The 22,268-nt window shown below is 61.7% G+C and carries 18 protein-coding genes and 2 pseudogenes; 7 read left to right on the top strand and 13 right to left on the bottom strand.

Annotation, left to right across the window (positions count from 1 at the left end; translation table 11 throughout):
• The first annotated feature begins 90 nt into the window (after window positions 1–90).
• Window positions 91–774, top strand: a complete 684-nt coding sequence (locus tag FEF26_RS13565; RefSeq protein WP_138254075.1) for a GntR family transcriptional regulator — start codon at window positions 91–93, stop codon at window positions 772–774.
• A gap of 4 nt (window positions 775–778) precedes the next feature.
• Here FEF26_RS13565 and FEF26_RS13560 read toward each other — a convergent pair whose 3' ends face one another.
• On the bottom strand, window positions 779–1,792 hold the full coding sequence (locus tag FEF26_RS13560; RefSeq protein ID WP_138254074.1) for an NAD(P)-dependent alcohol dehydrogenase: 1,014 nt from the start codon (window positions 1,790–1,792) through the stop codon (window positions 779–781).
• A gap of 10 nt (window positions 1,793–1,802) precedes the next feature.
• Window positions 1,803–2,939, bottom strand: coding sequence for a glycerate kinase (locus FEF26_RS13555; protein WP_138254073.1), 1,137 nt, complete (start codon window positions 2,937–2,939; stop codon window positions 1,803–1,805).
• Between the two features lie 134 nt (window positions 2,940–3,073).
• On the opposite strand from FEF26_RS13555, the gene FEF26_RS13550 reads away from it, so the two are divergent.
• The 3 genes from FEF26_RS13550 to FEF26_RS15975 are packed head-to-tail and all read left to right on the top strand — an operon-like array spanning window position 3,074 to window position 5,357.
• Complete coding sequence (locus FEF26_RS13550; RefSeq protein WP_208012931.1) at window positions 3,074–3,871, top strand: electron transfer flavoprotein subunit beta/FixA family protein; 798 nt, start codon at window positions 3,074–3,076, stop codon at window positions 3,869–3,871.
• A complete protein-coding gene (locus FEF26_RS13545) occupies window positions 3,868–4,803 on the top strand; it encodes an electron transfer flavoprotein subunit alpha/FixB family protein (protein WP_138254072.1) in 936 nt (311 codons plus the stop codon). Before FEF26_RS13550 ends, FEF26_RS13545 begins: the two co-directional genes overlap by 4 nt.
• A 56-nt stretch (window positions 4,804–4,859) precedes the next feature.
• Complete coding sequence (locus tag FEF26_RS15975) at window positions 4,860–5,357, top strand: hypothetical protein (RefSeq protein WP_208012930.1); 498 nt, start codon at window positions 4,860–4,862, stop codon at window positions 5,355–5,357.
• Between the two features lie 6 nt (window positions 5,358–5,363).
• Here FEF26_RS15975 and FEF26_RS13535 read toward each other — a convergent pair whose 3' ends face one another.
• The 3 genes and pseudogenes from FEF26_RS13535 to rhaD form a co-directional block, all read right to left on the bottom strand.
• Complete coding sequence (locus tag FEF26_RS13535) at window positions 5,364–6,653, bottom strand: alpha-hydroxy acid oxidase (protein WP_138254071.1); 1,290 nt, start codon at window positions 6,651–6,653, stop codon at window positions 5,364–5,366.
• Between the two features lie 47 nt (window positions 6,654–6,700).
• Complete coding sequence (locus tag FEF26_RS13530; RefSeq protein WP_138254070.1) at window positions 6,701–8,140, bottom strand: rhamnulokinase; 1,440 nt, start codon at window positions 8,138–8,140, stop codon at window positions 6,701–6,703.
• A 10-nt stretch (window positions 8,141–8,150) separates the two neighbouring features.
• A pseudogene (rhaD, locus tag FEF26_RS13525) lies at window positions 8,151–9,446 on the bottom strand (bifunctional rhamnulose-1-phosphate aldolase/short-chain dehydrogenase); the annotation flags it as partial.
• Here rhaD and FEF26_RS13520 point away from each other — a divergent pair.
• Both FEF26_RS13520 and FEF26_RS13515 read left to right on the top strand, forming a co-directional pair.
• Window positions 9,432–10,166, top strand: a pseudogene (locus FEF26_RS13520) (ATP-binding cassette domain-containing protein); the annotation flags it as partial. The pseudogenes rhaD and FEF26_RS13520 sit on opposite strands and share 15 nt — an antisense overlap.
• A 288-nt stretch (window positions 10,167–10,454) precedes the next feature.
• Window positions 10,455–11,003 (top strand): MFS transporter, encoded by a 549-nt coding sequence (locus FEF26_RS13515; protein ID WP_138254068.1) that lies wholly within the window; start codon window positions 10,455–10,457, stop codon window positions 11,001–11,003.
• On the opposite strand, the gene FEF26_RS13510 is transcribed toward FEF26_RS13515, so the two are convergent.
• The gene (locus FEF26_RS13510; protein WP_208012929.1) at window positions 11,000–11,890 is read right to left on the bottom strand and encodes a glycoside hydrolase family 43 protein; all 891 of its coding nucleotides are present in this window, start codon (window positions 11,888–11,890) and stop codon (window positions 11,000–11,002) included. The genes FEF26_RS13515 and FEF26_RS13510 overlap by 4 nt on opposite strands.
• Window positions 11,891–11,910: 20 nt before the next feature.
• Window positions 11,911–12,351: a hypothetical protein gene (locus FEF26_RS13505; protein WP_166433044.1), complete on the bottom strand. Its 441-nt coding sequence runs from the start codon at window positions 12,349–12,351 to the stop codon at window positions 11,911–11,913.
• 127 nt (window positions 12,352–12,478) lie between these two features.
• On the opposite strand from FEF26_RS13505, the gene FEF26_RS13500 reads away from it, so the two are divergent.
• Entirely contained in the window at window positions 12,479–12,661 is a 183-nt protein-coding gene (locus FEF26_RS13500) for a hypothetical protein (protein WP_138254066.1), read from the top strand.
• A gap of 34 nt (window positions 12,662–12,695) precedes the next feature.
• Here FEF26_RS13500 and FEF26_RS13495 read toward each other — a convergent pair whose 3' ends face one another.
• From FEF26_RS13495 to FEF26_RS13470, 6 genes are all read right to left on the bottom strand, one after another.
• On the bottom strand, window positions 12,696–13,958 hold the full coding sequence (locus tag FEF26_RS13495; RefSeq protein ID WP_138254065.1) for a pirin family protein: 1,263 nt from the start codon (window positions 13,956–13,958) through the stop codon (window positions 12,696–12,698).
• Between the two features lie 113 nt (window positions 13,959–14,071).
• Window positions 14,072–15,343: a MinD/ParA family ATP-binding protein gene (locus FEF26_RS13490; RefSeq protein ID WP_243730596.1), complete on the bottom strand. Its 1,272-nt coding sequence runs from the start codon at window positions 15,341–15,343 to the stop codon at window positions 14,072–14,074.
• Complete coding sequence (eccCa, locus tag FEF26_RS13485; RefSeq protein WP_243730595.1) at window positions 15,340–19,401, bottom strand: type VII secretion protein EccCa; 4,062 nt, start codon at window positions 19,399–19,401, stop codon at window positions 15,340–15,342. The genes FEF26_RS13490 and eccCa overlap by 4 nt, the downstream gene beginning before the upstream one ends.
• Window positions 19,398–20,534 carry a hypothetical protein gene (locus FEF26_RS13480; protein ID WP_138254064.1) on the bottom strand — a complete coding sequence of 379 codons (1,137 nt, stop codon included), beginning with the start codon at window positions 20,532–20,534 and terminating at the stop codon, window positions 19,398–19,400. The genes eccCa and FEF26_RS13480 overlap by 4 nt, the downstream gene beginning before the upstream one ends.
• A 6-nt stretch (window positions 20,535–20,540) precedes the next feature.
• Window positions 20,541–21,863 carry a type VII secretion integral membrane protein EccD gene (gene eccD, locus FEF26_RS13475; RefSeq protein WP_138254063.1) on the bottom strand — a complete coding sequence of 441 codons (1,323 nt, stop codon included), beginning with the start codon at window positions 21,861–21,863 and terminating at the stop codon, window positions 20,541–20,543.
• Entirely contained in the window at window positions 21,860–22,108 is a 249-nt protein-coding gene (locus tag FEF26_RS13470) for a hypothetical protein (protein WP_138254062.1), read from the bottom strand. The genes eccD and FEF26_RS13470 overlap by 4 nt, the downstream gene beginning before the upstream one ends.
• Between the last annotated feature and the right edge of the window lie 160 nt (window positions 22,109–22,268).

The following is a 22,268-nucleotide window of genomic DNA, read 5'->3' as shown; positions in this document are numbered from 1 at the left end:
GTCAGCCTGCAGCGACACACCCGAGCGCGGGAACCAACGACACCCCGCCTACCCGCGCAACCTCTAAGCTCAACTCTCAAGGAGGTATGCATGGCCCGGGTGCCAGAATCCCAACGAGTACGCGATGCTCTGGAAAACGCGATTGTCGATGGACGTTACCGTCCTGGAGAACGTCTGGACCCAGTGCAGCTGGCGGAGGAATTCGGCTGTTCCCGCACTCCGATCAGGGAGGCTCTTCAGGCGTTGGAGCGTTCGGGACTTGTGCTGATCCGGTCTAAGCAGGGAACGTACGTGACGGAGCTGAGCCTGCCGGAACTTGCTGACCGCTTCGAGGTGATGGCCGAACTGGAGGGCATGGCGGCGCGGCTCTGTGCGAGCTCAATGGACCGCACACAATTGGATGAGCTCCATCATGCACTTGAGGAATGTCGGCTCTATGAGGAAAAGGGAGACTCCGATGGGTACTACTACGCGAATGCGTGGTTCCACGGGGTCATCTACAATTCCTGCGGCAACGAGTATCTCAGGCTCCAGGCGCATCATTTGCGCAGGTCTCTGCAGCCTTACCGCAGGCTCCAACTACGCGTTCCGGACCGGCTCCGCAGGTCTTTAGCCGAACATCGGCAGATCACAGAAGCTATCGAAACAGGCAACACTGAGGTGGCCGAGAATGTTGCGCGGGAGCACGTCTTGGTACAGGTCAAGGAGTTCGGTCAATTGGTGCGGGCCTGGCGGCATGTGCACCAATCAGGCACCGCACAACCTGGAAAATGATGCCCTAGGGCACCACGACGGCTTTGAGGGAGTTCTTTTCCCTGCGAGCCAGAGTCAACGCGTCTTCCGCTTCACTCAGGGCAAAGCGGTGCGTCAGCACCGGGGCGACGTTCACTGCGCCGCGTCCAATCAGTTCCAGAGCTGCCGGGTAGCAGTTCCGGTACCGGAAGACCCCCTGGATGGTCAGCTCCTTACCTTGAATGGCAAATACCTCAAGCGGGAGTTCATCAGAGCCCATACCGACCACCACAGCGCGCCCGTTGCGGTCCAGTGCGCGCATGCCTACCTTGAAAGCCGGAGCTGCGCCAGAACACTCGAAGAACACATCGAAGGCGTTCTCCCCCAAGGGGGCGTCTGCCCGCTGGGCTGCGAAGCCGAGCTCTTTAGCCACGGAGAGGCGGTAGTCGGAGAGATCGGTCAGTGTCACTGAGCTCGCACCGTACGCCCGGGCCACTTGTGCGGCGAAGAGGCCCACCGGCCCGGCTCCGGTGATCAGCACCCGGTCCCCGACAGTCACCCCCGCCTTCTTGGAGGCCCAGACTCCGACAGAGACCGGCTCGGCCATGGCGGCTTGCTCGGCAGTCATTCCCTGCGGAGCTGGGTGGGCGAAGGCGGCGTCGAGCGTGACGTATTCTGCCATGGAGCCGTCCACCGGTGGGGTGGCGAAGAACTGCATATCGGGGCACAGGTTGTAGCGGCCGGCCAGGCACTGCACGCAGCTCTTGCACGGGACTCCGGGCTCGAGGGCGACCAGCTGCCCGGCGCGGGAGGGGTCCACTCCGTCGCCGACCGCGACGACCTCCCCGGCTGACTCGTGTCCCATGACCATGGGTGCGCGCAGGACGAAGTCGCCGATGCGGCCGTGTTCGTAGTAGTGCACATCTGAACCGCAGATGCCCACGGCACCCACGGCCACCAGGACCTCGCCAGGGGCGGGCTGCGGGGTGGGGCGGTCCTCGATGGTGACCACGCCGGTGTCGCGCAGCACGGCCGATGGGTTCAAAGATGCGATGCTCATGGAATTAATCCTACCGTAAGACAAAAAGCGAACAGGCGTGGGCGGCGGTGTCCTCAATCAGCTGCGCCGCACCGGATTGGAGCTCTTCAAGAGTCGCGGCACCGGGAGCAATGGAAAACGCCGCAGTAATGCCGGCCGCGAGGCACTGTGCCGGGGACAGTTCGACAGCGCCAGCGATCACGACGACGCCGCTTGACTCCGGTGCCCGTGAAGCCACCGCATCCACTACTTTCCCGCCCAAGGATTGGGAATCGAACCGCCCTTCGCCGGTCAGCACCAGATCGGCTTCAGCGAGCACATCCTCAAGCCCCACCGCATCAGCCACCATGGTCGAGCCTGGGACCACCTCAGCACCGAGCAGGCTGACCAGCGCCAATGGGATCCCGCCGGCGGCTCCGAAACCTTCCGCATTGCGGTACTCCTCTACTGGAACTCCGGTCACATCGGCTAGCACCGAGGCCAGCTGACTGAGCCCGGCGTCGAGCTCCGTCACGTCTTCCTGTGTGGCGCCCTTCTGCGGACCGAACACCGCAGCAGCGCCACGCTCTCCGGTCAGGGGGTTGTCCACATCCACGGCGATCCGCCAGCGCACCTGGCGGGCACGCGGGTCAACGCCGGCAAGGTCCGCCCGCGATATCCGGCCTAGCCCTGCTCCTCCTGGTGGGGTGGGGGCATCATTCTGGTCCAGGAACTCGGCACCCAGGGCGCGGAGAATACCGGTCCCACCATCTGTGGTGGCCGATCCGCCAATGCACAGCAGGATCTCTTCAGCGCCGGCGGTCATGACGTGGCGTGCGATCAAGCCGACCCCGTAGGTGTCAGCCCGCAGTGGTTGAAGGGGCACATCGGCGACCTGCGGCAGACCATTGGCCTCAGCGGCCTCAATGACTGCGGTGCGCCCATCGGGTGAGAGTCCGTACCTCGCTTGAGTTGAGCGTCCCAGAGCATCCACTGTGGTCACTGATTGCGGTTCTCGATCCCATGCTGCCATGAGCGCATCGAGGGTGCCTTCCCCTCCATCGGCGAACGGAAGCTCCACAATCTCCGCTTCCGGGAAGACCTGCCGCGCTCCGGCGGCCATGGCGGCGGCTGCTTGGGCGGCTGTCACCGACCCTTTGAATGAATCCGGGGCACATACGATTTTCATGGTCTGAGACTATCCAACCTCGGAGCTGCGGTTGTGCTGTGCGCTACATAGAGACGCTCTGGGCCGAACTCCGATGGCGAGTCATGCGACCATAGAAAAGCTTGTACACCACCTGTAGCTTCATGGAAGGGATCATGCCGGGCTCACTGCACATCATCACGCTGGTCAAGTGGGTGCCCGACGCTCAACTGGAGCGGCAGATCGGCGAGGACCGCCGTCTGATCCGCAGCGAGGGCATTCTCGGTGAACTGGACGAGCATCCGCTGGAAGCCGCCCTGCAGATTAAAGAACAGTACGACACCGAGGTCCGCGTCTCTGCCCTGACGATGGGTCCTCCCGGTGCCTCCGCTGCGGTGAAGAAAGCCCTGCAGATCGGCGCCGATGATGGCTTCCACCTCACGGATGAGGCGTTGCAGGCCGCCGATATCTGGACGACTTCTGTTGCCCTGACCGCCGCCATCAACTTTGTCCGCTCAACCGCTTCAGACAGTGATTTCCTGGTTCTCACAGGTATGGCTTCCGAGGATGGCGAGACCGCTGCGGTGCCAGCCCAGGTGGCTGCCCGGCTGGGTATTCCGGCACTGACTCAGGCAACCGACGTCGTACTCAAGGACGGCCAGCTGGACGTGGACCGGATCTCCGGGCGCCGATTCCAGAAAGTATCTGCCCCACTGCCGGCGGTGGTCGCAGTGACTGATCAGGCCAATGAGCCGCGCTACCCGAACTTCCGAGCCATCATGAAGGCCAAGAAGAAGCCGACGACTACCTTCAGTTTGGCGGAGCTGGGGCTGACACATTACGCCGTGGAGTCCAAGGTGTCGCTGCTGGCTGCCGAGCCCCGGCCGGAACGTGAAGCCGGTGAAATCATTCATGACGACGGCGCAGCGGGGCAGAAAACCGTCGAGTTCCTAAGCAAGGAGGGGCTGCTGTGACTCAGGTTCTGGTGTTCTTCGACCGGGTGGACGCTCATCTGACTCCTGCGCAGGCGGAGCTGCTGACCCATGCCGACGCCCTGGGTGAGACGGTGGTCGTCACCGGCAGTCTGCCCGCTCAGGGAGCTGCCCCCCTTGCGGTGAAAGGGGTCACCGGTGTGCTCACCGGCGATGGCCCCATTTACGCTCCGAACCCGGCGTTGGCCGAACTCGTGGCAACGGCGGCAGGAGAGCTGTACCCGGATCTCATTCTTGGTTCGGACACCCCAGATACGGTGGATACCTTGTCCCAGGCGGCCGTGAGCCTCAATGCTGGGCTCATCACAGGAGCCACTGGCGTCACTGGTTCCGGAGCGGCTACTAAATCTGTTCTGGCAGGTTCCTGGCGGACCACAGCGCAGATCAGCGAGGATGGTCCACTGCTGGCCACGCTGCGGCCCAATACTGCTTCACAACAGGTGGTGCCCGCCGCGGAGCCCGAGGTGGTGGAGCTGGAGGTGAAGGCCTCATCGGTGGTGCGCATCCTGGAGGAGTCTGAGCTTCCTGATTCCGGCCGACCCAACCTGACAGAGGCTTCTACCGTCGTGGCCTTCGGCCGCGGCGTGGACGGGGATGTGACCCTGGTGGAGCAGTTAGCCGATGAACTTGGCGCGGCCGTTGGAGCTTCCCGGGTGGCCACGGACGCTGGGTGGATTGACCATTCGGCGCAGGTCGGGCAGACCGGGGTGACGGTTTCGCCGCAGCTCTACATCTCTGTGGGTATCTCGGGCGCGATCCACCAGAAGGCTGGCATGCAGACCTCGGGGACCATTGTGGCGATCAACAAGGATGAGGACGCACCGGTGTTTGAGATCGCCGACTTCGGGGTGGCTGGTGACCTCAACGATGTCTTGCCACAGATGATCTCTGAGCTGCGCCGCCGCAAGGGCTAACGAGATCCGGCGCAGATGCCGGTGACTTTTCTCCTAAGGTTCGCAAGAATAGAGCGATGACAGCAGGCAGTGGCGGTCGAAACCCCAGTTGGTACGGTTCCAGGAAGGCGCATGACCCCGCTCCAGGAGGCCACCCACATACCGCGGCCGAAGCTGGAGGCTTCGGCGTCAGACCCCCCGCTCAGCACCCGGCTCCTGGTTATCCCCCGCCGGGGTACGCCGGTCCGGGATATTCGCAACCGGGGTACGCTCCGCCCGGATACGGCTACTACTACCCCACTCCGGGGACTGATGAGCTGGAGCACTGGGCGTATCAGCGCGAACAGAAAGCCCGTCAGCACGCCACCTCAGCGGTGGTCCTGGCCATTATCGGGTTCTTCACTCTGCCCATTATTTTGGGCCCCTTAGCGATTTGGCAGGCTTCCAAGGCTCGCAGCCTGGGCCACCGCGCCACTGCTGGCCTTGTGCTGGGCTGGGTGGTGCTGGTGTGGGCACTCACTGGTTGGTGGGTGACGTCGTTGTTGCTGCTGTTCGGGGCGATGGCCCTCTTTTAGCTCCGTCTACTCCGCAGACCTCACCGGGACCAGCCGCGTCAGTTGGGTCACGTGCTCTGGTCGGAGCTCACTGAGGTCTGAGACCTGCAGCAGCTTCATGGTGCGCTCGATCTGTTCGGCGAGGATCTCGATGGCACGGTCGACTCCGGCACGGCCGCCGGCCATCAGGCCGTAGAGGTACGCGCGTCCGATGAATGTGTACTTGGCGCCGTGGGCGACAGCGGAGACGATGTCCGCGCCGTTCATCACACCAGTGTCCAGTCCGATCTCAAGGTCGGAGCCGACTTCACGGGCGACCTTGGGCAGCAGGTGGAACGGCACTGGTGCACGGTCCAGCTGGCGTCCGCCGTGGTTGGACAGCACAATCCCGTCAACTCCCAAGTCGGCCAGCTTCTTGGCGTCTTCGACGTTCTGCACACCTTTGACCACCAGCTTGCCGGGGAAGAGCTCCCGGATGATCTTCAGATCGTCAAAGGAGATGGAGGGGTCCATCGCCTTGTCCAGCAGCTCACCGACAGTGCCACCGGTGCTGGAGAGTGAGGCGAATTCCAGGGGCGGCGTGGTGAGGAAGTCGAACCACCACCAAGGCCGCGGGATGGCGTTGATCACCGTGCTGAGACTCAGCTGCGGCGGGATGGAGAAACCGTTGCGCTTATCACGTAGTCGAGCTCCCGCAACGGGGGTGTCCACGGTGAAGAACAGGGTGTCGAACCCGGCGGCCGCGGCACGCTCGGTCAGACCATAAGAGATCTCGCGGTCCTTCATCACATAGAGCTGGAACCAGTTGCGTCCCTGGGGATTGGCTGCCTGAACGTCCTCAATGGAGGTCGTGCCCAGTGTGGAGAGCGTGAAGGGGATTCCTGCGGCCCCGGCAGCGGATGCTCCGGCGATCTCACCTTCTGTTTGCATCAACCGCGTGAAGCCTGTGGGGCCGATCGCGAAGGGCAGGGAGGAGTGCCCACCCATGATTTGGGACGACATGTCGACCGAAGACACGTTGCGCAGGATCGAAGGATTGAACTCCACGTCTTCGAAGGCCTGCCGGGCTCGTGTGAGGGAGAATTCACCCTCCGCGGCACCGTCGGTGTAGTCGAATGCGGCCTTCGGCGTGCGGCGCTTGGCGATCTTGTAGAGGTCTTCGATCGTGAGGGCCGCGCTAAGACGCCGACGCGAGGCGTTGAAGTCAAACTTCTTGAACTTCATCAGTGGTGCGAGGTCTGCGGGTTTGGGAAGTTGACGCTTCACAGGGATCCGGGCATGGTTTCCTGTGCTGTCACTGGCGGAATGATCAGACATACATTCTCCTCATCACGACGACGATGCTGTCGCCGCATTCGGCCCCATCAGGAGCGGGGCTGGTAGGTGGTCAGGTGGTGAGTGCGAGCAATGAGCCCGCGAATGTCTTCCAGGGTGCCACTAATAGTCCCGGCGGTGCGGGCCTGGATGAGGAGGTTTCCGATGGCGGTGGCCTCCACCGGGCCTGCGATCACAGGGTACCCTGAACGGTCGGCTGTGGCCTGACAGAGGAGCGCGTTGAGACTTCCGCCGCCCACCATATGGACTGTATCCACTGTTTTATCAGCGAGCCGAGACGCATTGTCCAGGGCATTGGCGAACCCCTGGGCGATGGACTCCACAATGCTGCGGACTACCTCCGCAGTGGTTTCTGGTGCTGGCCGGCCCAGCTCGCGGCATAGCTGGGCGATGCGTTCTGGCATATCACCAGGTGGCATGAATCTCGGGTCCTGCACATCGAAGACGACGACGCGGTCTGCAGGTACTTCGGCTGCGGCTTCGAGGAGCTGGGGGAGGTTCTGGTCCTCGCCGGTGCGGCGCTGCCATGTGGTGAGAGTTTCCGACAGCAGCCAGGTTCCCATCACGTTGGTGAGGAACCGGGTCCGGCCGTCGACGCCGCCTTCGTTAGTGAAATTGGCCTCACGGGACGCTTCGGTCACCACTGGTCGCTCCAGTTCCAGGCCTACCAGCCCCCATGTTCCGCAGGATATATAGGCTGCATTGGGCGTGGAGAGCGGAGTTCCTACGACTGCTGAAGCGGTGTCATGTGAGCCAACCAGTGTCACAGGCAGGCCCGAGGCGCCGAGGGTCTCATCCAGTTCCGGCCGAGTCTCTCCTAGGGTCGCCCCTGGTGCTGCGACGGGCGCGAAGAGCTCTCCCGGCAGCCCGAGGGTCTGCATCAGTTCGGTGTCCCACGCTTTGGTGTGCACATCGAGCAGCCCGGTGGTGGAGGCGTTGGTCTGTTCGGTCAGCATTTCTCCGGTCAGCCAGTAGCCGAGCAGATCCGGGATGAGCAACAGCTTGTCCGCCATCCCGATGAGGTCTTCTGCGGCCAGCTGATAAAGAGTGTTGAACGGCAGGAACTGTAGGCCGTTGCGCCGGTAGAGTTCTGCGAACGGCACCTGCTGGTGCGTGGTCTCCACCCCTCGGCTGGTGCGCTCATCACGGTAGTGCCGGGGCGTGCCAAGCAGGCTCATGGGCCCTACGGCCGGCTCCTTGAGCAGACCGTAGTCCACTGCCCAGGAGTCGATTCCCACGGATGTGATGCCGCCGTCGGCCTGGGTTTCCCGGACCGCTGCGGCGAGCCCGTTAACTGCGTGCTCGTAGAGCCCGACGATGTCCCAGTGCAGACCATCAGGCAGGTGAACCACACTGTTGGGAAACCGTGCGGCTTCTTTGAGCTCCAGAGTCTCAGGACCCACTCGGCCGAGCATCACTCGTCCAGAAGATGCTCCCAGGTCCACCGCCGCATGCCACGTTGTGCTCATGACCTCTGCCTTATCGAAGGAACGCTGCGGCGACGCCGGCGTCGACCGGCACATGCAGACCGGTGGTGTGTGAGAGGTCCTGGCTCAACAGCGCGAACGCCGCATTGGCGACGTTTTCCGGCAGAACCTCGCGCTTGAGGATAGTGCGCTGGGCGTAGAACTTGCCGAGGTCTTGTTCCTCAATGCCGTAGGTCTTGGCGCGGTTGGCGCCCCATCCTGAGGCGAAGATCCCGGAGCCTTGGACCACACCGTCGGGGTTGATGCCGTTGACCCGGATCTGGTGTTCGCCCAGTTCTGCGGCCAGCAGCCGGACTTGGTGCGCCTGGTCTGCCTTGGTGGCGGAGTAGGCAATGTTGTTAGGTCCGGCGAAGACACTGTTCTTGGAAGAGATGTAGATGATGTCCCCGCCTAGATTCTGCTCAATAAGCGCTTTCGCGGCCGCCTTGGAGACGAGGAATGAGCCCTTGGCCATCACATTGTGCTGGAGGTCCCAGTCCTTTTCAGTGGTGTCCAGCAGGGATTTGGACAGTGAGAGGCCAGCGTTGTTGATGACAATATCGAGTCCGCCGAAGGCCAGGAGCGTCTCGTCGATGGCTTTCTGGACGGCGTGCTCATCGGAAACATCGACTGCCACTCCGACGGCTTTGTCCGGACCACCGATTTCAGCGGCAGCCTCCTGGGCTTTCTCCAGGTTCAGATCAGCAATAGCGACGACGGCGCCTTCAGCTGCCAGCCGCTTAGCGATGGCTTTGCCGATGCCGGAAGCTGCCCCGGTCACCAGAGCTATGCGCGTGGCCAGTTCCTTGGGCTTGGGCATCCGCTGGAGCTTGGCTTCTTCCAGCGCCCAGTATTCGATGCGGAACTTTTCGTGCTCATCGATCGGGGTGTAGGTGGAAAGGCCTTCAGCCCCGCGCATGACGTTGATCGCGTTGATGAAGAATTCACCGGCGACCCGGGCGGTCTGCTTGTCTTTGCCGAAGCTGAACATGCCGACTCCGGGGATGAGCACGATTGCAGGGTCGGCCCCGCGGATAGCTGGGGAGTCCGCATCGGCGTGGCGGTCGTAGTAGCCCTGGTAGTCCTCGCGGTAGCTCTCGTGGAGTTCACGCAGCCGTGCTTTGGCGTCTTCAACTGAACAGTCTGCAGGCAGATCCAGCACCAGCGGTTTGACCTTGGTGCGCAGGAAGTGGTCTGGGCAGCTGGTGCCGAGCTCGGCCATGCGCGGGTGTTCAGTATGGGCAAGGAAGTGGAGGACGGCGTCGTCGTCAGTGAAGTGTCCTACCTGGGGCTTGTCCGTGCTGGAGAGATCGTCGGCCTGGCGGGCCTCGTCGGGGCGGGCCGAAGCGAGATAGCCCGCGCCGTGTTCGGGGTGGACCCCTACGACTCTGGAACAGTGAAGCTCGCAGGTCAGCTGATCTCCAAACACAGACCAGCCGCGGCGATCGAAGCCGGCATGGCTCTGGTCCCCGAAGATCGCCGCCAACAGGGGCTGGTGGTGGAGTCTTCTGTTGCCGAGAACATCGGCGCTGCCATCAGGGGGCGTCTGCAGAAGTTCGGCATCATCACCCGGTCGGCAGAAAACCGCGCGGCCTCCTCCTGGGCAGGGCGCCTGCAGGTCAAGACCGCGGCCATGTCCATGAACGCCGCCACCATGAGCGGCGGCAACCAGCAGAAGGTGGTGATCGCAAAATGGTTGGCCACCGACCCCAAGCTGCTGATTATCGACGAGCCCACCCGAGGCATCGACGTCGGCACAAAGTCTGAAGTCCACCGCCTGCTGTCCCAACTGGCGGGAGAAGGAATGGCGATTCTCATGATCTCCTCAGAGCTTCCCGAAGTGCTTGGCATGGCTGACCGCGTACTAGTGGTCAGCGAAGGCAGAATCACCGCCGAGCTGCCCCGAGAAGACGCGACGCCGGAGAAGGTCATGCACGCAGCCACAGTCCGCCGGGAAGAAGCGATCGAGAATTCTGAATCCAACCCGGCTGAGGACCTGGCGACCGCAGGAGAGGTGAACGGCAGATGAGCACAGCAGCGCTGTCCAAACCCAGTCAGATGCGGAATGCCCAACGGTTCGTCAAGAACGTGGTGACCTCCCGCGAGATGGCCATTGTCCTGGTGATCCTCGCTGTCATCGCAGCAGCCACGAGCTTGAACCAGAACTTCCTCTTCAGCTCCCAGGGGTGGCGCGACCTGCTGCTGACCCCCTCCATTCTTATGGTCCTGGCCATCGGATCAGCGATCGTCATCTTCACCCGGAATGTGGATCTCTCCGTAGGATCCACACTTGCCATCACCGCGTATATGACCGGCCGTGGGTGTTCTGCTGATTGGGGGTGGCGAGTGGGCAGTCGGGCTGCTTACAGCGTCTGGTGCAGTAGGCGTCGTCGCCTCCAGCGTTCTCTCGGGACGCTTCGGCAACATTCGGCGTCATGGACTGGCAATCAGCCTCTCAACCATGGTCTTCGGATTCTGTGTGGCGCTTCTCGGCGCGGCAACTCTTTATCTGGAGCACTCAGGGCAGCCAGTGAGTTCACATCAGGTGGATATCGCTGCACTATTGCTGCTGTGCAGCCTGACCGCCCTCATCGGAGCCGCCGACAACGTCGCCGGCATCTTCCGGACAACCATGATGCAATCCGCGACACCGGACGAGTACCGAGGGCGACTGCAGGGGATCTATACGCTGGTGCTGACTGCGGGACCTCGCTTGGGCGACACATACATTGGCTTTGTCGCAGCTATGTTTACGCTGTGGTTCCCGCAGCTGTTGGGCGCACTGCTGATTCTCTTCATTGCCGGTGTCTACCTGCGTCTGCGACCAGGTTTCCGTCACTACGACGCTTTGGACCCGCGTCCCTAGTCCATCGCTCGCAGAGTGCCGTCCTCATCCGCCAACTCAATGAACACAGCGCGTTCGTTGGGAGTGTCGTTGGGGGTGTGAAGTGTCAACCACAGTGTGGATTCAAGATCACGAAAAATCATGCCGTGCCCACCGTCGGCTTCATAGAGGGGTTCGGACTGCTGCCCCCAGGGGCCTGTGATCTTACCTGTGGTGGACTGTGCCACTCCCTGTGCGTAGCGCCCATTGCGAAAGCTCGCCCAGAGCAGCAGCAGATTCCCGTTTTCTTTCCGGTGCAGAAAAGGTCCATCCGTGACATACCCAGTGCCGTGCTTGGCAGAATGCACCGGGTCTACCCATGGGGCCGATGAGGCAGCGAAAAGTTCTATTGGTGGGCCGGCGGCACATGACAGATCCTCCTTCAGCCGAACCGCACACACTTTGCCGTCAGTCGCCTGGACCCACTCGTGGCAGAAGACCATCCAGGGTGTCCCCCCGCTGTCCACATGCAAAGTTCCGTCGAGGCACTCCCATTCGCGCGGTGTCACAGGTCCGTCGCTGTGTGGGGCATAAGGGCCCTCGGGGGTATCAGCGACGAGAATCGCCGTCCCGCGCCGCACATCAGGACTCTCGTGACCGAAAGTCGCGAACATATAGTATCTGCCCCCGAAGTAATGCACCTCTGGGGCCCAGTAGTTGGTCGTCGACCGGAAGTCGGGGCTGGGCCGGAAAGCAGGAAACGGCCCTTCCCATCGACTCAGGTCCGTGCTCCGATAGCAGTCGAACCCAGTGGCCTCACCCTTCCAAATGTTCTCATCGGTTGAACCGAAGAGGTAGTAGCAACGCTGTTCCTCCTGCACCAGAACAAACGGGTCGCGCAGTTGGATCTCGTCAGTGTGCAGAGTCATAGGTTTCCTTCCGAAGAGTGCTAAGCCTGCGGCGGCGAGAAGCCGGGAGAGGTCCGGGCGACGACGCCAAGTGCCTCAAGCTCCACGGACTCGTTTGGAGCCAGACTCAGCTCCAAAGTGCTTCCGGCCCACCAGAGGAGTCCGGCAACCGGCCGGGGGGTCACGCACGTCACGGCAGTAGGTGCGCCTGCAGCATCGACCGTCACTCTCCATCCGCGTGGGAACCGCAGATGCTCTGCCCCGTTGCGGGAGACCATCACCTCGCTGTCATCGGCAGCGAGCTCGTAACGCACCTCGGCAACAGTCCGCGAATACGCTGTTGCCTCGGCGGCCGCCTGCACCCCTGGCCTACCCGAACCTCCGTGCGACGGGTTCAACCGCGTGGGGGCGAGGCCGTTGAATGCTACCTCTCCGGAGGACAGCGGCATCACTCCGAAGGTTCGTTCCACAGTGTCGAGCATCCAGAGAATTGCGGGCGAGTAGGTGCTCGTGAATCCGGCATCACCACTCCAGGGGTCTATGCCCTGCGGAAAGCGATCAGCCGCGGTCAGAGCAGAGAGCAGCTCCTTAAATGCCTCAGCGGAGATCGTGGCAGCCCTGGGCGGTACGGCCCAGTTGGAGGTTCCTTTCCTTAGCTGGCCACGCAGGCTTCACTCGCTGCACGGCGCCGGCCCCCTGATCGAGCTGAGCCAGGCCCCTGGGCTGGGTTTTACCCCCGACGCGGAGGTGCTGTCGGAATCCCTGGTACGTTCCTCCACGGTCACCGGTTGACCCATCCAGACGGTGATAGCTCACAGCCGCCCGGTCAACCCCGCGGTTTCATCCGCGTGTTCGGTAGGGCTGGAGCGGGCAGTGGCGCAGCTTGGCCTGGAGGGAAGTCACCGAACTGCGGGAAAGGTGTGCCGTCGCGGTATCGGGTGCCTGCCAGCTCATCGCGCAACGGGCCGCTGACTGGCTCACCCAGTGCGCCGGGGGCGACGTCGACCTCTTCCTGCGTGCCATCCGGCTGGGAGGCCCGCTCGGTTCGGGCATCAGATGACGACGCCGCCTGGGGGACTTTGGACTTCAGAGGCGAGTCCTCTGCGGGGGCCTCGAACCCCATCTCCGCCTGATAGGCGGCTCGGTACTCCGCGATCTCCTCATGCGAACGGCCTACGAAGTTCCACCACATCACGATCTGCTCGTTCAACGGTTCACCGCCGATGAGCAAAGCGAGCACCGGCTCGTCATGGGCCTGAAGCTTGAGAGTCTCGGGACCTGGGTCCACCACGGCGAGATGGTCTGTGGGCACCTCGGAACCATTGAAGCTGACACCCCCTGAGATCCTCAGCAGTCCGTGTTCGTGACCTGCGGGCACGGCAATGTCTAGCGTGGCGCCCGGTTCCAGGCGGATCTCGGCGCCGGTGAGGGGGATGTAGGTCTTCACCGGGGAGCGGTATCCCAAAAGGTCGCCGATAAAGACTCGGGCCTCCCAACCCTCGCCGCGCACGGGTTCGGGAAAGTGAGTCTCTAAGCTGGGTTCCACAAACCGGTGCTGGTCCGGGAACGCATACCAAAGCTGTGCACCGTGGAGCACGGTGGTGTCGTCGGTGGAGTATTCGGAGTGACTGATGCCGCGTCCTGCGTTCATCAGGGCCACTTCTCCGGGACGGACGGTTGCCCAGTGGCCGGCGGAGTCCATGTGGTCAATCCGACCGGAGAACAGCCACGAGCAGGTGGCCAAGCCTGTATGCGGGTGTCGGGGAACTCGCATGGGCGTCGCCTCGGTGAGGTCATCCGGGCCATAGAAGTCTAAGAAGCACCACGCGCCGACCAGGGACCTGGCACGTTGGGGCATGGTCCGGCGGACTGTCATGGCGCGCGGACCGCCGAGGGGCACGTCCCTGGGCTCCAGCAGTTGCACGCCGCTGGCCGTGTCGGTGATACCTGGGCTGAGGTGTCCTTCAGGTGGGGAGGGCAGCACGCGTGTTGATCCGGCGTCGTCGTGCTGTGGTTCTGAATCGGGTTCAAAAGTGTGGGGGCCGTTGATGCATACCTGTTCGGTGGGACGAGCTTCGGTGTTGCTCATGAGCCCTCCTCTGGGCATGACTGCATGGGCTACAAGCTTACTATTTCAAATTTGAAATGTCTCCTCCGTGGTCGTTCGGACCGGAGGCGATGCTCCTGGTACCGCGTGATGGTTTACTCGTAACCGTCAACGATGGCCGCGGCGATCTCCATGTAGGCCTGCCGGGTGCCGGAGTGGAGCATCTCAAGATTGACTTGGTCACCATCGACGACTGACTGGTCAAAAGGCACGACCACCAAACCTCGGCACATACCGCGCAGGTTGCTGCGAATCAGGGACTTGTCGACGCGTTCAGAGACGTTCTCCTTGTCGGTGACTACTACGATGGCGTTGCGCGCCAGATCTTTGTATCCGTGACTGGCCAGCCAGGTCAGTGTTTGCCGCGCCCTTTGAGCTCCAGAAACCGCAAATCCGGCTGCGATCACCAGGTTGTCCGCAGTCTTCAGGATGCCCTTCATCGCGTTGTGGCTCACCCCGGTCCCGCAGTCAGTGAGAATGACCGGGTAGTACTTGGCGAATTCGGTGTGGATGCGCTCCCATTCTTCGGCCGTGAGGCTGTCAGAGAGCACCGGATCCTGCTCGCCGGCCAGCACGTGGAGCCGGTCGGCCTGGTGGAGGTAGGTCTGCAGCTTAGTCAAAGAGTTGACCTCGGGAAGGTCATCCAACAGGTCCGAGATGTTACGTCGAGGTGTGGCGAGGAGGTGCCGCTCGCCCAGGGCACGTTCGGCGAGGTCTCCAGAATCAGGGTTCGCGTCGATTGCGCATGGGATGTCACCGCGGTGTTGGGCCATAGTCATACCGACGCCAACTGTGGTGGAGGTTTTGCCGATCCCACCTTTGAGTGACAACACCGCCGTGTTGCGGCTTCCATTGAGCGGACGGGCGATCCGTTCCACGAGGTCCTGGTGCTTGCGTTCCTTTTCAGAGGGCCCAATGTTGATGGTCCCAGCGGAAAAGGTGTAGAGCCATTTGCGCATGCCGCGGGCGGGCTTCTCCGGCGGCGGAGTGACGAAGGAGGGGTGACCGGCCTCGCTGAGCCGACGCCGCTCAATGCGGGAAAGACCTTCGAGAGAGCCAGTAGGTGTGTTCTCTGCCTCCAGAGGGCGACGTCCCTGCTCCCCTGGACTGCCTATGGGCTCTGTCTTGCCATCGCTAGTGACGGTGAAGGTGCTCTTCTCTGCACGGATATGGTCCGTCCCGTGGACGGTGACTGGGGCGCCTTCTTCCAGAGCAATCTTCTGGGCGGCTTCGAAGATTCGGGCGTAAGGGTCCTCCCCCTGAGACATCTCGGAGACTTCGCCGTCGATTCTTACCTGCTGTGCTGAGAGAATTTCGACGGACATCGTGGGGTTGTCGTTGCCAGGGGTGCTGGGGGGCTGGGTCATGAGGGTCCTTCCCTGAAGATCGTCTGGACTGTCGAAGGTGCCTGTGAGCCCTGAAAGAATAGACCACGCCCAGGCGGCTGTCGGCGTGGCCTGACGTTGTTAATGAGCGGGCCTTCTGAGCGATCCCCATTCATCAGGAAAGTGGAGCCGCCCGCATCGCGCACTGCACTAGAGAACGGCTCAAACAATCCCCTACTGGCGCCGCGAACCTTTCGCGTGATGAAAGCATGCAAACCAATCTCGGCTCCCATTGCCAAGAATTCAGAGAATTCACGGAGTGGGGAGTTCCCGCCAGCTGTGAGGATGTCATAGTCATCAACGATCAGCACCACACGGGGCCCATGGAAGCCACTATTCTGAGCAGCAGCTAGCGGGTCATCTGGTACCCGGGACCGCAGTTCCTTGGTCACAGCTTCAGTTAGACGCTGACCTAAGGATGCCGAGGTGGCGTAACCGCCGAGATAGTCGTCGTGGACACATCCATGCAAAGACCTCCGGGGATCATAGACGGCGAAGACGATCTCATCTGAGGTGTGCTGCCCCGCGAGAGTAGTCATGATGTGGGCCAGCAGAGAACTCTTGCCGGTCTGCTCGTCTCCTAGGATCATCAGGTGCCGATCGGAGGCATCGATGTCAAGCATCTTGGGGCCCATTGTGCGTTCTTCCAGACCGATGGGAATGATCCCGGCACGCTCAGGTGACGGTAGATCCTCCGGTGTAATCACGGCGGGGAGCATCCGGACCCGCCTAGGTGTCTTCTCCGGTTCTCTGGCACTGACGGCTTTGATTGCCTCGGTCAAACCTGCGTTGAGGCTCGCGGTTTCTGCGAGGCCGTCCGTTCGGGGTAGGGCGACCTGACCGATCAGGTGGTCATGGTTGAGTCCGCGGCCGGGCCGGTTGGCTGGAATCCTCTCGGCGACCTTGCGGCCATGGGCTGATTCGGCCGGTTCACCCAACCGCAGCTCGATGCGGTTGCCGAAGAAGGTCTGCTGGGCAATCCGCACTTCGTTCCAGCGGGAACCAGTAGCAATGACATGAATTCCGTAGTTTCCGCCTCTGGCCAATATCCCGTAAACCTGCTCTTGGAGGTCCTCGAACTCATCGGTGAGGCTCCCCCATCCGTCCACCAGCAGGACAACATCGGCAACGCCAAGTTCCTCGAGGGCACCGTCGGCGTGCATCTGACGCATCGTGAGCAGACTGTCGATGCCGCGCTGTTCAAAGATCTTCTCGCGGTCCTCAAGCAGGTCTGTGATTTCTTCGATAGTCCTGCGCAATGCTTCACGGGAGCTGCGGCCGGCCATACCTCCACTGTGGGGAAGGTCGGCCAGGGGCTGAAGAGCCGAGCCGCGCAGATCAATGCCGAACAATGCGATTTCAGAGACGGAGTGGGTGTTAGCCAAGGACAGTGCCGCCGTGCGGAGCAGGGTGGTTTTTCCAGAAGCGGGTCCACCCAGGAAGATGAGATTGCCCCCGGATCGGGTGAGGTCAAGCTCCCACAAACCTTGCCACTGGCTACCGGGATCGTCGAGTAGGCCGATCGGAAAAGTAAGTCGCTGGGTGCGGGCGCTCAGGAATCCGGCTTCTGGATCAGGCTCTAGTAGCTCTAGTGCCTGATCCAGGGTGATCTGTTCCGGCAGCGGGGGCAGCCAGATCGGAGCGGTCGCCCTGTCATACTCGCGCAGGATTTCTACCAGCGAGGACATAACAGTCGGTGCGCTGGTGGACACCGGGACAACGGGCTCTGGTGCCTCGTCAGCGTCGTCGTCCTTTTCTGGACTGAGCCGATGCAGCATGTCTTCAGCGTAGAAATGTCCCGGAACCACTGACAGTGCTTCTTCGTCCTCGTGATCGTCTTCCTGCTCGATTTCAGTGGTCAGCGGCCCGGAGACGTATCCCGCCTTGAATCGTGAGTACGTGGTGGTGTCCACCTTGAGGTAGCCGTAGCCCGGTAGCGGGGGTAGATGGAAAGCGTCTGGGGTCTCCAACACAGTTCGCGACTCGCCTTCAGAAAGGGTGCGAAGACCAAGTCGGTATGAGAGGTGAGTATCCAGACCACGGAGTTTGCCGGCCTCGATCCGCTGGGAGGAAAGCAGCAGGTGGACACCGATGGACCTACCAATCCGACCAATCGACATGAACAGATCGATGAAGTCTGGCTGTGCACTGAGCAGCTCTCCGAACTCATCAATGACCACGAACAGGTGTGGCAGCGCAGGAAGCTCTTCACCTTCCTCGGCCAGCTCCCGCCGACGCTGCTGGTAATCGGTGATATTGGCGACGTTGCCGGCCTTCTTCAACACTTCCTGACGTCGCTGAACCTCCCCTTCGAGGCTGGCATATATGCGGTCGACGAGGCTCGCGTCGTCAGAAAGGTTTGTGACGATACCCGAAACGTGGGGCACGCCTTCAAAGGGCGCAAAAGTGGCGCCTCCCTTGTAGTCCACCAACACCATATTCAGCAGATCCGGTGGATGGGTCACCGCAAGTCCGATAACCAGAGTGCGCAAAAGTTCTGATTTTCCTGAACCGGTCGCTCCGACGCAGAGGCCATGCGGCCCCATGCCGTGCTGTGCGGATTCTTTGAGATCAAGCTTTACCGGCTTAGCGCGGTCGTCGACCCCAATGGCGATTTTGAGAAAGTCTGGTAGATCTCTGGGTCGCCACAACCGTTCAATATCACTTGCAGTGAATTCACGGATTCCTAGGTATGCGGTGAAGCGCTGGGAGTCGATCTCATCGCTGTGCTCTAGAGAGTCAGGTGAGAGACGCAATGGCGCGAGCAGCCGGGCTATCCCAACAGCGACAGATGGCGGATTTTCCTGCAGGTACCCGGACATCAGCTGGGGCCGTAGCGGATCCTGACTATAGTCCTCGACCCGGAAACCTTCAGCGGTCTGGCAGATGCGCAGGGTGGTGTGCTCGGGCTCATCCTGCTGCCGTTGCACCAAGTGCACTGAAGTGATGGATAAGTCATCGGGAGCCAAACTGGGGTCGGGCAGCTCAAAGCCTTGGGCCGGGCCGTTGTGGGTCGCATCGAGCACCAGCAGCCGTGGAAGCGCAAGGGATGAGCTCTCGACCAGAAAGTTCTTACGTACTTCTGCGTACTTCTGATATCGGCCCCGAACCTCATCATCTAGCAGGTCACGCAGGGCAGTCAGTGATGGGGCCACTCGATTCAGCGGACCGTGTTCTGTGGGTCGGCTCTGATCCAAAATATGGGGTACCAAAGCCAGCCAACTCCACGAGTTCTGCTTCTGTTGGTCCTCTGAATCATCCGGGGGGATTGCCGCGGCGAGGTGGAGATCTTCGGGACTATGGAACACCACAGCGGAAAGGAGTAGGTTTTGTACCACCTGCCGCCCGAATCCCGCATCCCCAACCACCGAGACGGCGCCGTGGCGCGTCAAGTCGACGAGGACGGGCATATCTGGGGCGTTGGAGAACCTATCAACCAGGTTCTGCATCTCCTGCTCCATGTGGGGATCCGGTCGCTGTCCAGCGCTGGTCTCCCCTTCCAATCTGATCTGCCGGGCCGGCACCGTTCCGGTACCCAGACGAAGCCGCAAGAAGTCTTCGTGGTGACGCCGACGTTCCCACAATCTGTGTGGATCGGCAGCCACCTCTAGCAGCGCCTCGGGCTCGGGGTCGCAGCTGCGCGCCCGAGCCCGCATCTGCCGCTCCTCCGTCAGATGGTCATAGCGCTGGCTCTCTAAATACTCCAAGTAGAGGTCACGCAGAGTTTGCCGCCGCCGGCCAGCTTTGCCCCTTTGAGAGAACAGCATCACAATCGCCCCGGTGACGGTGACAATCATCATGAGGGCACCGACAGCCGCGAAAGGCGAACCTCTGAACAGCATCATCACTGTCATCGATCCGGCGGCCCCCAGCAGGGGTATCAGCCCAAGGAAACCCATCCCACCCTGACCGCCGTCTTCGACTTGGGGTGGGCGCTCTAGGTGAAGCACATCTCCGGACTGCGCGGGAGTAGAGGTGCGAGCAGGTCGATGAATGAGTTTAACGCCGCCTCGGACGCTGGGGTGCTCAGCGATAGTCACCTTTGGGCTCCTGTCGCGGCTTCAAGGGCAGCCGCACTGAGCTCAGCCACCTGTAGCCGGCGAACCTCTCCAATACGGCTTATGCGCAGCTCACCGCCAGTGGCCAAATGGCGGTCGTGGTCGAGGCGCAGAACCGGGCCAGGGATGCCAACGTCACTGAGTGTGCGACTCGCCGCGGCAGCAAGGTGGGCTTTGGTCCTAGCTGAGCTTCTGCGGGAGTCCACCAGAACCGGAAGGATAGGCACTGCGGGGGCGCGGTGAGAAATGTCCCGCAGCAAATCGCTGTTCGTGGATTTGGAGCCCAGAGTCGCTGATAGAGCCACCACCAGAGCGTGGAAATCTCCAATCTCTACAGTGGGGTTGAGGCTGGGTCGGGGAACCTCGCTGACGGAGATGGCTCGGCTGCGGCTGAGCCCCCGGTGCAGCAGAGCAATGTCGCCGCTTTCCAGCAATCGGTCTGTCTCCCCATAATTCAGTCGCAGAAGGCGGGGTCTGGGGAAGGAACCACATTCAGCAAGCTCGACATCATCGGTGTTGTCAGTATCAGCCGTACCACCGAGCCGCCCGAGCCCGGCGGGGGGACCTCCATCAGCGTCATCGGCTGGCACCCGAGCGATGAGACCGCTGGGTGCCGGGGTGAGATCCACACTGGCAATCTGATCAGTGCGGACTAGAGCGAAAAGCGCAGCCATCGCCGCGGTGAGAGTCGACGCCCCTGACCCCCCGACGGGACTGATGACCCCAATGCGACGACCCGTGGTGACGGGAGATTGGCAGACATCGATCGCTTCGGCAAACGCGTTGGGAAAGTTATCCGTGTACACCAGACGGGTCAGGGCCCGGCCTGTACGAGCAATCCAGCTGTCTCCGTGAGGCAGCCCCCGTGAAGCTGACGAGTCCGTGATGGTGTCTTCCCCCTGCTCAGCGACCAGCACATCACGACCCCGCCGGGCTAGTTCCTTAGTGCCTGCCGCCGCAGCGTCAGAAGTGCCTGTCTCGGATTCCAAGGTGGCTGAATCAGACGGCGCGAGAAGCCTTTCGGAGTCGGTCAGTTTCTGGGCACCGGGCAGACCGCCGGCACGCGTTTGAGTGGCTCGACCCAATGGGGTGTTGGGGTTCGTGTGCTCTGCCATGGCTGATCAGTCCTGAAACGTGTTTGTCAGTTGGGAGTATATTCCGAAGAGCCCTATAAGCAGCGGTAGCAATGCCAAAGTGGCCAGCCCTTCTAGGCGCCGCGCATAGATACGCAATTGAGCTCGGTGATGAGCGGAAACTGTGATCACTCTCAGTAGGACTGGCAACAGCGCGAGCACCACCGGAATAGTGAGCAGTAACCAACTAGGAAGATGGTCGGTCAGCGCCAGGAGAATGAAGAGGCTGCTGGCTGCCGCTGAGGCAAGCAGGGCAGCCCGCTCAATAGCCAGTGGCATACTCCGCGCCCTGAGTGCCGTCAGCACCACTAACAGAATTGCTAACGGCAACGTCCAGCGGGTGAAACCTCCATCCAACAGTCCGTGGACCGCCAGCGTGACCGAGACAGCACACAGGATGACTGCCGCAGCCAATCCAGCGTGCGCACGGATGAATGCGGCTTCTGCCTGAGGCACAGAGGGACGGTCGCCTTGGGCGACATCATCGTCAAGTCGGTTCATTCCCGAAGTGGCCAGTGCCAGCCGCGGAGCCAGGCCGAGGAGAACCACCGTTCCGATACCAGCCACCGCCACCACCTGTTGATGGCTGGCGAAAAGCTGCCACGAACCCCACCACAACACCACTAAGGCTGCCGCTGCGAGCCCGGTAGCCAGCAGACTCTTCCACAGGCGGCGGGCTGCCAGCCAGCAGATGAGCACAGCAAGCAGCCACACGGGGACCACCCACTCCGACCACAGAAAATCCGGAAGACCCCAGTAGTAGGCCAACCCCAGCGCCGCCGCGCTGAACACAATGAACTCAGCATCCCAACTGAACAGTCGTACCGGAATGACAGCCAACAGGACCAGAGCCGCACCCGCGATACCCAGACTCCACCACGCCGGCTGGGGCGTGTCGAAGACCTCGGTAGCTATGACAAGCCCAATGAGCCCGAACAGTACAAACACTGCCGTAGTGACCAATCGGTCCAGGTTGACGCTGAGCACCGAGGTAGCGGGTACTTCCATACTCTCGGTTTCCTCGGCAAGGTCGTAAATGACCGGGCGGGGCACTGCCTCGTCACGTCGATCCAGTGCGAGCACCGCACCGTTACCAACTCCAGCGTCATTGAGACTTTGGTGGGCGCGCAGCGTAGCGGAGCCCACGGGAGTCAGTGTCAGAGCCTGAGGGGTGTGATGAGTCGAGGAGGTTCCGCATATCTGAAGAATCTCTGGCATCAGCTCTGCGACTTGCCGGTAGGCCGGAAGCAGCATCTCCACGTTGCGGCGCTCGGTGGTGATGGTGACCCGAACGTAGGTTGGACTCGTCACCGTACCTCCAGACTTGCGGGACCACCCATGTCAAAATCCGACTCGGCGAACAGGTTGATAATGAACGAGTACCCGACGCAACCGGCACAAATGATCGTTGCGATGATGGCGCTGATGAAAAGGAACTTCAAACCATCATTAAAAGCTCGGCGGGTACGCTCTCTCCCGAACAACATTGCTTTCAGCAGTCGGGAGCGCCGGACGGCAACAGATTCAAGAATCTGCTGGTCATAATCGATTGTCACCACAGTCTCGATTTCGTCGCTGCCAGTAATTTCCTTTAGTGAGATTACACGTGAAGTCGCTCGCAGTGTGTCGAGCGGACGCGATGTTGGGCGGATTCTCAGGTTTTGTGGGGCTTTCCTGAGGTTTTCTATGAGGGCATAAGAAATGTTCGACAACTAT

This window comes from Nesterenkonia salmonea (genome assembly GCF_005771525.1).
Taxonomy (GTDB): domain Bacteria; phylum Actinomycetota; class Actinomycetes; order Actinomycetales; family Micrococcaceae; genus Nesterenkonia; species Nesterenkonia salmonea.
This window is presented reverse-complemented; position numbering and strand designations above follow the sequence as displayed.